We start from the raw sequence: 13,858 nt of genomic DNA, 5'->3' as shown, positions 1-13,858 counted from the left end.
CGACAAAGCGCACCGCCGGGTCACGGGAGTTGAGCGGACGCGAAGCCGTCAGCGAACGACGGACGTGGACGCGTCAGCGACCCGTGACGGGAGGTGTTCAGTCAGGAGTGACGCCGGGCTGTTCGCCCGGGGTGCGCAGCGAGTGGCGCAGGCCGGCGCGGCTCATCGCCGCGACGGCGGTGTCGACGGCTTCGGTCGTCCAAAGCGGAACGCCGAAGTTGAACCCGTCGAGGTGCCCACCGGGGGCCGTGGTGCCGCCCGGGGCAGTGGGAACGGCCGGCGCGATCGGGAGCTGCGCCGGGGTCAGCGGCAACGGCAGGTCGCGGTGCCCGTCGCGGGAGTGACCCGCGGCACCGGTGCCGTCGTCGTGCCGACCGCCCGCCGTGGTCGCGAGCTCAGCCTGCGACGCGGCGGGGAGTTCGACGGCCGGACCGGCGGGCGTGCCCGCCGCTTGGCCGGCACCGGAGGTCACCGGCTCGGTTCCGGCCGGGGCGAGGCCCGGGAGGCCGGGGAGCGGGACCAGGTCGCCGTGCCCGGCCGGGTCGAGCAGCTGCCACACGTGGCGGCCGAAGTCCGCGTCCGGTGCGGGGGTCATGGTCTGCTCGATGACCTGGCGGGTGTCCTGCGGCTTGCGCGCGATGTGCTCGAACGCGCCGAGGGTGCGCTGGGCCGGGCTCAGCACCGCGTCGTCGGCGAGGCCCGTCACCGAGTCGCTGACGCGCTCGGAAACCTCTTGCCCGACGGTGCGGGTGTCGGTGTGGTCGCACGGCCGCGGGACCTGCGGCTCGCTCCACGTCGTCGCGTCCTGGTGGCAGACCGCGTCGACCGCTCCGCCGGCGACCGTGCCCGCGAAGTGGCCGGTGCCGTGGTTCACGTCGCCGATCCCCGCCGCCGTGGCGTCGGTGACCGGGGTGACGGAAGCGGTGCCCACCTGGACGGTGGGGGTGTCGGCGGACGCCGCGGACGCCGCGGCCCCGGAGACGAGCCACGCGGCGGCGGTACCCGCCACCGCGCCGCCGAGCACGAGCAGCGCACGCGACACGAGACGGCCGGCGCGCTTGACGCCCTGCCCCTCGTTCGCCGCGGTGTTCGCCACTCGTCGTCTCCTGGTTCATGATCCGGTCGTTGCGGAAGCGACCTAATCAAATCGACACATCGCCGCGCACCCTCGACACGACTTGATGCCCCCATCGTGTGAAAGACACCGCGTGCAGCCCGGTTTGACGGTCGGTGATCGTGGCTGGCCGCCACGCGTGTCGGACTCGACGGCCCCAAAACGGCCGAATCGGGTGTTCCAGCGCTACGGTGAGCCGGTGACCCACGCGCGACGCGAAGACCCGTTCCTGCCGGAGCACGAGGACGTCACCGGGCTGATCCCCCGGGGTCTGCGCATCAGCGCGGCGCTGGCGTGGCGGTTCATCGTGGTGGTCGCCGCGTTGTACGCGGTGGTCTGGGTGATCGGCTACCTCTCCGTGGTCGTCATCCCGCTGTCCATCGCCCTGCTGCTGTCCGCGCTGCTCGCGCCGGCGGTGCAGAAGCTGGTGGCGGTGAGGTTCCCGCGGGGGCTGGCGACGGCGCTGGTGCTGATCGCCGGGCTGGCCGTGCTGGGCGGGCTGCTGACGTTCGTCATCACGCAGTTCTCCTCCGGCCTGCCGCAGCTGCAGCAGCAGGTGAACGCGAGCCTCGACCAGATCAAGAACTGGCTGCTCAACGGCCCGCCGCACCTGCGCCAGGAGCAGATCCAGGACTTCATCAACCAGGCGATCGGGTTCATCCAGAACAACCAGGCGTCCCTGACGACGACCGCGCTGACCACGGCGAGCACCGTCGGCGAGATCCTCACCGGCTTCCTGCTGACGCTGTTCATCACGATCTTCTTCCTCAGCGGCGGCGACGGCATCTGGTCGTTCCTCGTGCGCGCGGTGCCGAAGCGGGTCCGCAACCGCGTCGACGTGGCCGGGCGCCGCGGCTTCGCGTCGCTGGTCAGCTACGTGCGGGCGACGGCCGCGGTCGCCGTGGTCGACGCCGTCGGCATCGGCGTCGGCCTCTGGATCATGGGCGTGCCGCTGGTGATCCCGCTGGCGACGCTCGTGTTCATCGGCGCGTTCATCCCGATCATCGGCGCGGTCATCACCGGCGGCGTCGCCGTGCTGATCGCGCTGGTGACGAACGGGTTCATCGGCGCGGTGATCGTGCTGGCCATCGTGATCGGCGTGATGCAGCTGGAAAGCCACATCCTGCAGCCGCTGCTGCTCGGGCGGGCGGTGAAGCTGCACCCCCTCGCCGTCGTCCTGGCCATCACCGCCGGCCTGGTCGCGGGCGGGATCGCCGGCGCGCTGCTGGCCGTGCCGCTGCTGGCCGTGCTGAACGCCGGGGTCCGGTCGCTGCTGCACGAGACCAACCCGGACCCGGCTGAGGTGGACGTCCTCAAGGACCAGGCCGCGCAGCCCAACGACGCCGAACCCGGCTCGCCGAAGGCCGAGATCGCGACGGTGGGTGAAGCCGAGGCCGACTCCTCCACCGCGGAGCCGCCGAAGCGCGCCGAAAAGCCGTGACCGTCCGGAGGACGCCGGACCCCGTCACGCCGATGTGGCGGGGCGTGCTGGCGTTCCGCGTCCTCACCTGGGCGTTCGCCTGCAGCACGGTGATCGTGCAGAGCGGGCAGTACCGGCGCGAGTGGCTGGCCTGGACGGTCCTCGGCGTGATGGCCGCGTGGTCGGTCGTGAGCAGCTTCCTCTACCTGCGCGAGCGGACGCGGCCGCCGTCGCTGGTCGTCTTCGACGTCGTGCTGAGCACCGGGCTGCTGCTGACCTCGCCCTGGGTGCTCAGCGACGCGCAGTTCGCGCTGGACGTCCCGCTGATCACCACCGTGTGGGCGGCCGTGGCGCCGGTCGCCGCGGGCGCGCGGTTCGGCGCGGTGGGCGGGGTGCTCGCCGGGCTGGTCGTCGGCGTGGCGACCGGGCTGGCGCGGGAGAAGTTCGACCTCGACGTCGCCCGCGACGGCGTCCTGCTCGCCGCCGCCGGCCTGCTCGTCGGCATGGCCTCGACGATGGCGCGGCGGTCCGTGGCGCGGCTGGAGCAGGCGCTGCGGAAGGAAGCGGCGACGGCCGAGCGGGAGCGGCTGGCGCGGTCGATCCACGACAGCGTGCTGCAGGTACTCGCGCGGGTCCGCAAGCGCGGCAACGAAGTCGGCGGCGAAGCGGCGGAGCTGGCCCGGCTGGCCGGCGAGCAGGAGATCGCGCTGCGGTCGCTGGTGACGACCGAGCCGGTACAGCCCTCCGACAGCGGCACGATGAGCCTGCGCGCCGCGTTGCAGGTCCTCGCGACGCCGTCGGTGCAGGTCTCGGCCCCGGCGGACGACGTCGAGCTGCCGGCGCACGTCACCGGCGAACTGGTCGCCGTGACCCGCGAAGCCCTGTCCAACGTCGAGAAGCACGCAGGCCCCGACGCGCGCGCGTGGGTGCTGCTGGAGGACCTCGGCGACGAGGTCGTGGTCAGCATCCGCGACGACGGACCGGGCATACCGGACGGCGTTCTCGAGCAAGCCGCCGCGGAAGGGCACCTCGGCGTGGTGGAATCCATCCGGGGGCGGGTCCGCGACCTCGGGGGGAGCGCGACCCTCGACACCGGGCCCGGCCGGGGCACGGAGTGGGAGGTCAGGGTGCCGAGCACGAGGGGTGCGAGATGAGCCGCGAGATGAGCGGGGAAGCGCGGATTTCGGTGATGGTGGTCGACGACCACCCGATCTGGCGCGACGGGGTGGCCCGCGACCTCACCGAACACGGCTTCGACGTGCGGGCGACGGCGCCGGACGCCGACGCGGCGGTGCGGATCGCCCGGACCGTGCTGCCGGACGTCGTCCTCATGGACCTCAACCTCGGCAGCACCTCGGGCGTCGACGCCACCCGCGAGATCACCACGGCGCTGCCGTCGACGAAGGTCCTGGTGCTGTCGGCGAGCGGAGAGCACAAGGACGTCCTCGAGGCGGTGAAGGCCGGCGCGTCCGGCTACCTGGTCAAGTCAGCGTCCGCGGTGGAGCTGGTCGACGCCGTCCACCGGACCGCCGCCGGCGACCCGGTGTTCACCGCCGGCCTGGCCGGGCTGGTGCTCGGCGAATACCGGCGGATGGCCGACGCGTCCGCTGGGGACGCCGCGGGCGCCGAGCCGCCGCGGCTGACCGAGCGCGAAACCGACGTGCTGCGCCTGGTCGCGAAGGGGCTGACCGCGCGGCAGATCGCCGAGCGGCTCGTGCTGTCGCACCGCACGGTGGAGAACCACGTGCAGTCGACGCTGCGGAAGCTGCAGCTGCACAACCGCGTCGAGCTGGCCCGGTACGCGATCGAGCACGGCCTCGACGGGGAGTGACGCTCAGGGCAGGACGGCGAAGCCCGACCAGTTGCCGCCGGGCAAGGCGGCCTGGCTCAGCCGCCACTGCGGTTCGCCGGGGTGCCAGGCGGCGAGGACGCGGTCGGCGAGCACCAGGTCCCCGGCCGTCGACCAGCCCAAGCCGCCACCGCGTTTGAGGTGCTCGGTGACGAACGGCATCCCCGGCGCGTGGTCCCAGGTCGGCCCGTCCGGGCGCAGCAGCCAGATGTCGCGCGTCTGCGTGGCGGTGTTGCGGTAGGCGGGGTTCGCGAAGTCGACGGCCCAGACGGCGCCGTCGGCCGAGGGCACCACGGTGGGCGCCGCGCCGATCGAGGGCCGGCTGAGCTTCTTGCTGCTGTTGTCCCGCAGGTCGACCAGGGTGAGGTCGGTCAGGCCGTCGAGCAGCACCCAGTCGCCGGCGGCGCCGAGGATGCGCGGCGCCTGCCGGATCGTGCGACCGGTCGCCGGTTCGATCAGGGCGTCTGTCGATTCGGCGGCGTCGGCGTTGATCGTGATCAGCAGGCCGTGCGCGGTCTCGGTCCGCACCTGGGTGCGGCAGCTGGCGGGCTGGCCGTGGCCGAGCTCGCCGGCGGCCAGCGAGACGTGCTGGAGCCGGCAGTCGTCCGGCCCGTCCTGCCGGATCAGCCAGACGCCTTCGCCGGCGGTGTCCGAACCCACGGACCAGGCGCGGCCGAGGGACCGCGGCGGGCTCGACGGCCCGGTGTACTCGAGGATTTCGAAGGGCTCGGCGTTCCGGGAGTCCGGCGGGACGACCGTCAGGACCACGTGCTTCCCGACCGGCACGACCGCCAGCTGGGCGTCACCGCCCGGGTAGCCGGGTGGGCTCGCCGCGGGGCCGTGGTCGGCGTCGAACAGGGTGGGGCCCGCGGTCGGCAGCAGCGCGGTGACGCCGATGCCCCCGGTCGCCTGGATGCCGGAGAGTTCCGTCAGCGGCCCCGGAGGTGGTGGGGCCGGTGGGGGTGGGGCGTTGGTGCACCCGGCGAGCAGGACGGCAGCCGCGACGGCGACGGCGGCGCGGGTTACGGGTCCGTTCAGGGTTTTCCCCCGATCTCCCTGGTCGGATCCAGTTCTACCATCATGGACATGGGCGAGGAAGAGACCGCGACGGCGGAACCGGTGACCGAAACCAAGCCGTTGAGCGAGCGCGATCTCCGGGTGTCGGACGACGAGCGCGAGCACGTCGTCGGCGTGCTGCAGAAGGCGATCGGCCGCGGGATGATCGATCTCGACGAGTTCACCGAGCGCACCGACCGCGCGCTCGCGTCGAGGACGCGCGGCGAGCTGAACGCGGTGCTGGCCGACCTCGCCGGCCTCTACCACCCGGCCGCGGCCTTGGCCGCCGCTCCGGCGTACGCGCCGCCGGCGGGCTACGGCGGCGGTTACCCGACCGGGCAGCGCTTCGAGCTCAACGCGAAGTACTCGTCGCTGCACCGCGGCGGGCCGTGGGTGGTGCCGTCCGAGCTGGTCGTGCGCAACAAGTACGGCTCGACGAAGCTGGACTTCACCGAGGCCCAGGTGCAGTCGCCGGTGGTGCACATCGAGCTGGACGCCAAGTGGGGTTCGGTCGAGATCATCATCCCGGAGCACGCCTCGGTGGACCTGAACGCGATCAGCGACGTCAAGTTCGGCGCGATGGAGGACAAGACGCGCAGCAACGGCCGGCTGGGCAACCCCCGGTACGTGCTGAGCGGCCGCGTGCACGGCGGGTCGCTGGTCATCCGGCACCCGCGGCGCGGGCTCTTCGGCTAGCCGGGGCCCCTCTGCCCCCGGCGTCAAGAAGGCCTCCCCACCCAGGCATCGGGTGGGGAGGCCTTCGCTCGTCAGGCCGTCGGCCGGATCGACCGCAGGTTCCGCCCGGCGAACCAGACCAGGACGGCGAACGCGACGGCGGCGAGCCCGGCGACGACGTGCAGCCCGGCGGGGAGGCCGGCGGAGCGCGCGACGGCGTTGCCCAGCGTGCCGACGGTGGCGAGGCCGAAGGAGTAGCCGAACTCGTTCACGGTCTGGGCCAGCGAAGCGGCGGCGCCCGCCTTGCGCACCGGCACCGAGCCGACGACGAGGTCGGTGCCCAGCGCAACCATCGGGCCGACCCCCGACGACGTCACGGCCAGCGCGATCGCCGGCCACACCGGCCCGGCCGCGGGATCGGCGAAGGCGAGGAGCGCCATGCCGGTCGCGGCGAGCACGACCCCACCGGTGATCAGCGCACCGGGCCGGAAGCGCCGGGCGAGCACGGGCGCGGCGAGGAAGCTGACGGTGGAGGTGGCCATCCCCGGCAGCAGCCCCAGCGCGGCCCCGACCGGGGTCAGGTGCTGCGCGAGCTGGAAGAACTGCGCGGTGAACAGCATGGTCGTGCCGCCGAGCATGCTGAACAGCAGCATCCCGCCGAGGGTGGTCCGCAGCGCCTTCACGGCGAACAGGCTGAGGTCGACGAGCGGATCGGCGAGCGTGCGCTGCCGCTTCACGAAGACGTAGCCGACGAGCAGGCCGGCCCCGGCGGCGAGCACCGGAACGGTCCGGAAGCCATCGCGGGCGAGTTCCTTGACGCCGTAGACGACGGGCAGGATCGCGCCGAGCGAGAGGGCGACGCTGGGCAGGTCGAGGCGTCCGGCGGTCTCGTCGCGGTACTCGGGCAGCAGCTTCGGGCCGATGATCAGCAGCAGGACCATGGCCGGGACGCCGAGCAGGAAGACCGAGCCCCACCAGAAGTGCTCGAGCATGAACCCGCCGACCATCGGCCCGACGATGGCGCCGACGGTGAAGCAGCCGGCCCAGATCCCGATCGCTTCGGCCCGCTGCCGCGGGTTCTCGAACATGGTGCCGATGAGCGAGAGCGTGGACGGACCGAGCGTGGCCCCGGCGATGCCGAGCGCGGCCCGCGCGGCGATGAGCATGCCGGCACTGGTGGAGAAGGCGGCGACCACGGAGGCACCCCCGAAGGCGGCGGCCCCGATGAGCAGCAGCTTCCGCCGTCCGATGCGGTCGCCGAGGGTGCCCATGGTGACCATGAACCCGGCGACCATGAAGCCGTAGATGTCCATGATCCAGAGCTGCTCGGTGCCGTCGGCGTGCAGGCTGACGGCGAGCTTCGGCAGGGCGAGCACGAGGACGAAGACGTCCAGCGAGACGAGCAGGGTGGGCAGCGCGAGCACGGCGAGCCCGATCCACGCCCGGCGCTCGGCGCGGACGCTCTCGGTCCCACCGGCTTGAACCCCACCGACTTGGGTGCCGCCGACTTGGGTCCCGCCGGCTTCGGTGCCACCGGGTTCGGCCGGGGCGGAGATGGTGGCGGTCATGGCGAGGTCCTCTCGACGGGGTGTTTCCGTTCTCACCTCTTCGTCGAGCGGCCGACGCCCGGATCGACAACGGCCCGGGAAGTTTCCCCGAACGCCGTGAAGGCCACCCCGGGATAACCGGGGACGGCCTTCACGGACGTGGGGCGGGTTGCCCACACCCCTCGATCAATGTGGACAACCACGCCGATTCAGGTTCGCACGGGGAAGAACTGTCGGTGATGACCGATAGACTGAAAGTGGGGGGGCGCCCCTGCGGCGGCGGAGATGATTCGCGCTGGGGCGAATCTTGTATCCCCATGTCCCGCGGCGTAACTCCCGCTATGGCAGACCAGAACGCCGGCGTCGGCCGGTTTGGCGACGCCGGCGTCCGGGGTCAGGGGCGGGCTGCCGCGCGGGCGGCCGTGGGGTCTGCCGTGGCCAGGGTGGCTTCCGCCAGGGCTTCGCACTCCGTCAGCGTGGCCGCCGCCAGGCTGGCGCCCACCGCGCGGATCGCCGGGGCGTTCATCGACAGGCTCGTCAGGCCCAGGCCGGCCAGGACCAGTGCCAGGCGCGGGTCCGCCGCTGCTTCGCCGCAGACCCCTGCCGGTTTGCCCGTGGCCTTCGCTGCGTCGCCGATCAGCTTCAGCAAGCGCAGGAGGCCCGGCTGCCACGGGTCATTGAGCTTCGCCACCGCGCCGAGCTGGCGGTCCGCCGCGAACGTGTACTGGGCCAGGTCGTTCGTGCCCACCGAGACGAAGTCGACGGCGTCGAGGATCTCGCGGGCGCTCAGCGCCGCCGCCGGGATCTCGATCATCACGCCCGCGCGGGCGATGCCCGCCGCGCGGACGCGGTCCGCGAACCAGGCGGCTTCCTCGACCGTGGCGACCATCGGAGCCATCACCGACACCTCGGCGCCCGAATCCTCCGCGGCGCCCGCGATGGCCTCGAGCTGGCGGTCCAGCACCTCCGGGCGGTCGAACGCCACGCGCAGCCCGCGCACGCCGAGCGCCGGGTTCGGCTCGGCCTCGGGGGACAGGAAGGCCAGGGGTTTGTCGGCGCCCGCGTCGAGCGTCCGGACGATCACCGGCTTGCCGCGGAAGGGCGCGAGCACCGCCGTGTACGCGGCGCGCTGGTCGGCCACCGACGGCTCGTCCGAGGCGTCCAGGTAGCAGAACTCCGTGCGGAACAGGCCGACCCCTTCGGCGCCCGCCTCGGCCGCGGCCTGCGCGTCGGCCGGGGAACCGACGTTGCCGTAGACCTTCACGCGGTGGCCGTCGGCCGTCGCGCCCGTGCCGTTCCACTCGGCGAGCTGGGCCACCGTTGCCGTGACCACCGGGGCGGCCGGGTCCGCGACCTCGACCGTGCCCGTGTCGCCGTCGACCGCAAGCGCTTGCGCGTCCAGGGCCAGCAGGCCGCGCACCGCGACGACGGCCGGGATGCCGAGCGCGCGCGCGAGGATCGCGGTGTGGCTGGTGGGCCCGCCCTCCTCGGTGACCAGGGCGAGGACCTTCGCCGGGTCGAGGCCCGCGGTGTCGGCGGGGGCGAGGTCGCGGGCGACGAGCACGCTCGGCGACGCCAGCTCAGGCACCCCCGGCGGCGCGATGCCGAGCAGCTCGGCGATCAGCCTGTCCCGCACGTCGCGGACGTCGCGGACGCGCTCGGCCATGTACCCGCCGGCCGCGGCCAGCGCTTCGGCGAAGCCTTCCGCGGCCTGGTAGACGGCCCGTGCGGCAGGCAGGCCCTTCGTCTTGACCAGCGCTTCGGCCTGCGACGCGAGCGCCGGGTCGGCCGCCATCGCCGCGGTCGTGATGAGGATCGTCGCCGCCTCGCCGGTGGCGGTCTCGGCCTGTTCCTCCAGCCGGCCGGCGACGGCCGCGGCCGCGGGCGCGATCCGGGCGGCTTCGGCGGCCGGATCGGCCGGAGCGGGGGTGGCGGCGGGCTCGCCGAGCGGCTCCGCGACACGGACGACGGGACCACTCGCGCGACCGGGGCTGACGGCGACCCCGGACAGGGACAACGCGCCGGCGGCATCAAACTCAGGCATGGTCTAGACCATAGCTCAGGTACGCCTGGATATCTCGTGGTGGCGGGCACAAACCGCGCTGCCGTACCTGTTCGAGCACCGGCCGGACCTTCTCGTGCCACCAGGAGCCGGCCAATTCGCCGCGGCTGCGGACGGGCCGTCCGGCCAGCATACGGCGGAAACCCCAGGCCTCGGCCGAATCGGCGAGCCGGAACCAGTCCGCTGGGTCGTCGAGCCACAGCCCGAGGCGCACGTCGTCCGGCAGCGGCACGCGCTCGAGGAACATCCGCTCGGCGGTCTTGGACGGCAGGTCGGCGAGCGTCAGGCACCGCAACGCGCAGGCGACCGTGCTGATCCAGCGGACCCGTGCGCGGATGGTCCGGTCGCCGCGGGCGCGGGCGATGCCGACGCGGTGGTGGCCGTCCTCGACGAAGAACATGTCGGACAGCCGCACGAGCCGCACCGGCGGCAGGTCCGCCGACGTCCGCGTCAGGTACTCCCAGCGCTCGCGCAGCGCGCGGTTGCGCGGCCGGAACTCGCGGTCGAAGTCCCCGGCGCGGGCCACCGTGCCGACGACGCCGTCCAGCGGCACGTCGTAGACGCCTTCGTCCAGCTCGGTCTGCTTGCCGAGCGCCTTGAGGGTCTCGTCGAGCGGCATGATCGCGAGCCGGTCGGGACGCCGGGCGTCCGCGATCGCCCGCAGCTGCGCCGCGTAGCCGCGCCACCAGGCCGAGCCGAACGAATCGCCCATGTGACCTGCAACACGGACGGCCAGATGATCATTCCCCCAGGTCGGCCGCGGTCGGGTAGGACGGCTGGGCGCCCGGCCGCGTCACGCTGAACGCCGCGACGCGCACCGCCCGCTCCGCCGCGGAGACCAGGTCGGCACCGTCGGCGAGCGACGCGGCGAGCGCACCCGCGAAGGCGTCACCGGCGCCGGTGGTGTCGACGGCCTCGACCTTCGGCGACTCGATCCGGCGCACCGAACCGGCTTCGACGACGACGGCCCCGGCCGCACCGAGGGTGACGACGGCCGCCCGCGGTCCGAGGTCGAGCAGCTTCCGGAAGTCCTCGCCGGGCCCGGTGAGCCACGCGGCCTCGTGCTCGTTGACCAGCAGGACGTCGAGCCGGCCCAGGGTGCCGGGCGAGAGCTCCGCCGCCGGCGACAGGTTCAGCAGCACCTTCACGCCCTTTTCCGCGGCCCGCGCGACGGCGTGCTCGACGGTCGGCAGCGGCACCTCCAGCGAGGCGACCATGACCTCGACCCCGTCGAAGACGGCGTCGACGTCGGCGGGCTCCAGGCTGGAGTTGGCGCCGGGGGAGACGAGGATCGAGTTCTCGCCGTCCGGGGTGACGGTGATGTAAGCGATGCCGGTCGGCCGGTCGCTGGTGCGCACGAGCCCGGTGTCGACACCGGCGGCGCGCAGCGAGTCGAGCAGCAGCCGGCCGTAGGGGTCGTCGCCGACCGCGCCGAGCAGCGCGACGTCGGCCCCGAGCCGCCCCGCCGCGACCGCGGTGTTGGCGCCCTTCCCGCCCGGCGAGAGCACGGTGTCGCCACCCAGCACCGTCTCCCCGCCGCCCGGGCGGCGGTCCACCGCGACGACGAGGTCGGCGTTGGCGGATCCCACGACGAGCACGTCAGAGTTCATGCCCGCACTTTGTCACGAATGCGGTCCGGAGCAGGTCAGCACCGGCAAGGAGAGGAAAGTGAAGGTTTTTGTAACTTATCCGGGGCGGGGTGCGACAATCATGCGAGCAGCGGAAGCCCGTCACTCGATCGGGGGATGTCCGTCCCCCGGCCGTCACTTCGTGGCCCCGGTCCCGCTCTCCTGGTGCGTCATCACGCTCGACGTGGTGGCGTTGCCCCAACCGGCGCGAGCCGGGCAGGGCATCGGGTCGCCGGCGTCGATCACGTAGCCCCCCGAGTGATCGGCGTCGGCGGCGCCCCTTTTCACCCGTGGCCGAGCGCCAGGGGCACTCCGGCCGGCAGGACGCTCCGGATGTGCGCTTCGAACTCCTTCGCCGCCGTCGGCGTCATCGCCCGCGGCATCCGGTACCAGCCGTCCGGTAGCCGCAGGTGGTCGAGGTCGGGCCGGTCGAGCGGGAAGTCCGCGCGGGCGGGCCGGAACTCGAGGACGCGCGACGGCGTCCTCAGCTCCGCGATCTCCGGCCAGGTGACCGCGTACTTCCGGTAGTAGGTGCGCCAGCGCAGACCGGCGGCCGAGAGCTCCAGCAGGACCCGCGTCTTCCGGGACCGGCTCTGCTGTTCGGCGACCGCCCACCAGGACATGCCCACGAAGACGGCGATGAACAGGACGAGGCACGTGGTGCGGAACCCGCCCCGCGGGCCGAACTCGATCACGACACCGAGGCCCGCCTCGATCAAGAGAGCGAAGAACCGCACCCAACGGAGCAGCACCCGGTTCCAGCCGTTGACGTGGATCGTGACGGAACCCGACGGCTCGACCGGCGGCGGCACCCACTCCGGCACCGCCGCCCGGCTCGGCGGCGGTGGCACCGGAACCGGCGGGGCGACGACCCGGCCGGGGGTGACTTCGACGTGCTTCGCCAGCAGCTCCCGCACGCGCGGAACTTCCGTCTCGTACAACTCGAGCCCGGCCACCAGGAAGCCGTCGCCGATGGCGACCAGACTCGGGCTCCGGCTCTCGTACCGTTCGTCAGCCGGAGTGAGGACGACCTGGTAACGCTCCGAAGCCCCCTCGACGACCGAAGCCGACCGGAGCTCGTCCCAGCGCAACGCCCAAGCGACGCCGCCGATCACCCGGGAGATCCCGGCGGGCTCGATGATGAGCTCGTTCCGGACCGGCTTCTTCAGCGAGCGGACGACCAGGATCAGCCCGAGCAGCGCGAAACTCCCGCCGAAGACGCAGGCGGGTGCCCGCGCGCCGTGCTGCGACGCCGACAAGCCCAGCCAGACGATCCCGCCGCCGATGGCGAGGAACACCCCGGCCTGGATCCAGTGCGGCCCGTCCGTCCGCGACACGACGAACCGGTCGTTCTCCGGCGCGGTCACTCGATCGAACCCGAAATCCGCTGCGAGCCCGGCTGTTCGAACACCGGTGGCCGGTCGGCCGGTTCGTCGTCGTCCCCGCCCGCCCGGTCGTCGATCCCTTCGGCCCGCTTCTTCCGGGACTCCTTGCGCCACTCCTTCTTGGCGTCGTCCCACAGTTCCTTGCCGAAGTCCTCCCCGAACTTCTCGCCGAACTCCGTCCGAGCGTCCTTCCGGATTTCCGCGCCGACATCCTTGAGGTTCTCGCCGAGCGACTTGTCCGACGAGACGGTGTCCCTCAGCTTCTTCCGCACCGGGCGTTCGTCGCGGACCTTCTCGAGGAACGTCCGCGTGTCGCGCGGTTCGTCCTTGATCAGTTTGCCGACCTTCTTCAGCGGGCCCGGCAGGCTTTCCGCGCCACGCTTCAGCGCGCCCTTGACCCGCCCGAAGATGTCACTGATGCGGTGGAACAGCTCCTGCGCCTTCTTGAACGCCCGGACCAGTTTCTTGATCCACTCCATGCACTTGCTGCCGGTCTTCACCGCCTCCGCGGTGCCCTCGGTGGCCATGCCCACCGGCAGCGCCGGACCCACGTAACGGCAGGCGATGCTGATCAGCTTGCCGACGCACTCGGAGATCAGGTCACGCACGATCGAGCGCACGACGCTCAGGATCGTCTTGCAGATGTCGACCAGCTTCGCGATCGCATTGGCGCCGGTCGCGACACCCGCATACGTGGCCGCGCGATCTTCGGCGAAGGCGCGGTAGGCGTCCGCGGACGCACCTTCCCAGGCGGCACTGTCCTTCTTGACGGTGTCCTGGAGGTCGGTGCTGATCTTCGCCAGTTCCTCGCCGACGTTCTCCCAGGTCCCGACCATGTTCTCCAGGGCTGTCTGGTCGCCCGTGAGCCAGTCGAGCGGCTCGCGGAGCCACGGGAAGAACTCCATCGCCCAGCCGACGGCGGCCGAAGCGAGGGTGCCGATCGGGTCCGCGACGAGTTCCGCGAGGCCGCCGGCGCCGAACGCGGCGTTCAGCAGGCCTTCGGTCCAGTTGCCGTCGGCGACGGCGGTGCCCGCGTCCCAGAAGTCCTGGAAGAGGCCGGCGCCTTCGAGCGTGCTGCGGTCGTCCGCCGCGTCCGTCTTGATCAACGGGTTTTCGGCCACG

13 protein-coding genes are annotated in these 13,858 nt (G+C 72.7%); 5 read left to right on the top strand and 8 right to left on the bottom strand.

The genetic code is table 11. From position 1 onward, the window contains the following. Nucleotides 1-97: 97 nt before the first annotated feature. Nucleotides 98-1,096: a hypothetical protein gene (locus tag ACLJPY_RS08750; RefSeq protein WP_410587498.1), complete on the bottom strand. Its 999-nt coding sequence runs from the start codon at nucleotides 1,094-1,096 to the stop codon at nucleotides 98-100. Nucleotides 1,097-1,313: 217 nt separating this feature from the next. Between ACLJPY_RS08750 and ACLJPY_RS08745 the strand changes: the two genes are divergently transcribed. From ACLJPY_RS08745 to ACLJPY_RS08735, 3 genes are read left to right on the top strand one after another with little or no spacing between them, the layout of a single operon-like run. Beyond that, a complete protein-coding gene (locus ACLJPY_RS08745; protein ID WP_410587497.1) occupies nucleotides 1,314-2,555 on the top strand; it encodes an AI-2E family transporter in 1,242 nt (413 codons plus the stop codon). Continuing rightward, the gene (macS, locus tag ACLJPY_RS08740; RefSeq protein WP_410587496.1) at nucleotides 2,552-3,688 is read left to right on the top strand and encodes a MacS family sensor histidine kinase; all 1,137 of its coding nucleotides are present in this window, start codon (nucleotides 2,552-2,554) and stop codon (nucleotides 3,686-3,688) included. The genes ACLJPY_RS08745 and macS overlap by 4 nt, the downstream gene beginning before the upstream one ends. A gap of 8 nt (nucleotides 3,689-3,696) precedes the next feature. Further along, nucleotides 3,697-4,365, top strand: coding sequence for a response regulator (locus ACLJPY_RS08735; RefSeq protein WP_410587628.1), 669 nt, complete (start codon nucleotides 3,697-3,699; stop codon nucleotides 4,363-4,365). A 3-nt stretch (nucleotides 4,366-4,368) separates the two neighbouring features. On the opposite strand, the gene ACLJPY_RS08730 is transcribed toward ACLJPY_RS08735, so the two are convergent. Further along, entirely contained in the window at nucleotides 4,369-5,169 is an 801-nt protein-coding gene (locus tag ACLJPY_RS08730) for a hypothetical protein (protein ID WP_410587495.1), read from the bottom strand. A 300-nt stretch (nucleotides 5,170-5,469) separates the two neighbouring features. On the opposite strand from ACLJPY_RS08730, the gene ACLJPY_RS08725 reads away from it, so the two are divergent. Further along, complete coding sequence (locus ACLJPY_RS08725) at nucleotides 5,470-6,135, top strand: DUF1707 domain-containing protein (RefSeq protein ID WP_410587494.1); 666 nt, start codon at nucleotides 5,470-5,472, stop codon at nucleotides 6,133-6,135. 71 nt (nucleotides 6,136-6,206) lie between these two features. On the opposite strand, the gene ACLJPY_RS08720 is transcribed toward ACLJPY_RS08725, so the two are convergent. The 4 genes from ACLJPY_RS08720 to ACLJPY_RS08705 all read right to left on the bottom strand — a co-directional run bounded on the left by ACLJPY_RS08720 (nucleotide 6,207) and on the right by ACLJPY_RS08705 (nucleotide 11,333). Continuing rightward, nucleotides 6,207-7,682 (bottom strand): MFS transporter, encoded by a 1,476-nt coding sequence (locus tag ACLJPY_RS08720; protein WP_410587493.1) that lies wholly within the window; start codon nucleotides 7,680-7,682, stop codon nucleotides 6,207-6,209. A gap of 373 nt (nucleotides 7,683-8,055) precedes the next feature. Then, nucleotides 8,056-9,705 carry a phosphoenolpyruvate--protein phosphotransferase gene (ptsP, locus tag ACLJPY_RS08715; protein WP_410587492.1) on the bottom strand — a complete coding sequence of 550 codons (1,650 nt, stop codon included), beginning with the start codon at nucleotides 9,703-9,705 and terminating at the stop codon, nucleotides 8,056-8,058. Beyond that, nucleotides 9,698-10,435: a hypothetical protein gene (locus ACLJPY_RS08710; protein ID WP_410587491.1), complete on the bottom strand. Its 738-nt coding sequence runs from the start codon at nucleotides 10,433-10,435 to the stop codon at nucleotides 9,698-9,700. The genes ptsP and ACLJPY_RS08710 overlap by 8 nt, the downstream gene beginning before the upstream one ends. A gap of 28 nt (nucleotides 10,436-10,463) precedes the next feature. Then, the gene (locus tag ACLJPY_RS08705) at nucleotides 10,464-11,333 is read right to left on the bottom strand and encodes a ribokinase (RefSeq protein WP_410587490.1); all 870 of its coding nucleotides are present in this window, start codon (nucleotides 11,331-11,333) and stop codon (nucleotides 10,464-10,466) included. A gap of 100 nt (nucleotides 11,334-11,433) precedes the next feature. On the opposite strand from ACLJPY_RS08705, the gene ACLJPY_RS08700 reads away from it, so the two are divergent. Further along, entirely contained in the window at nucleotides 11,434-11,601 is a 168-nt protein-coding gene (locus ACLJPY_RS08700) for a hypothetical protein (protein WP_410587489.1), read from the top strand. A gap of 34 nt (nucleotides 11,602-11,635) precedes the next feature. Here ACLJPY_RS08700 and ACLJPY_RS08695 read toward each other — a convergent pair whose 3' ends face one another. Continuing rightward, on the bottom strand, nucleotides 11,636-12,718 hold the full coding sequence (locus ACLJPY_RS08695; protein WP_410587488.1) for a hypothetical protein: 1,083 nt from the start codon (nucleotides 12,716-12,718) through the stop codon (nucleotides 11,636-11,638). Beyond that, the gene (locus ACLJPY_RS08690; RefSeq protein WP_410587487.1) at nucleotides 12,715-13,857 is read right to left on the bottom strand and encodes a WXG100 family type VII secretion target; all 1,143 of its coding nucleotides are present in this window, start codon (nucleotides 13,855-13,857) and stop codon (nucleotides 12,715-12,717) included. Before ACLJPY_RS08690 ends, ACLJPY_RS08695 begins: the two co-directional genes overlap by 4 nt. Between the last annotated feature and the right edge of the window lies 1 nt (nucleotide 13,858).

It is taken from the genome of Amycolatopsis sp. lyj-23 (genome assembly GCF_046549135.1).
Taxonomy (GTDB): Bacteria; Actinomycetota; Actinomycetes; order Mycobacteriales; family Pseudonocardiaceae; genus Amycolatopsis.
This window is presented reverse-complemented; position numbering and strand designations above follow the sequence as displayed.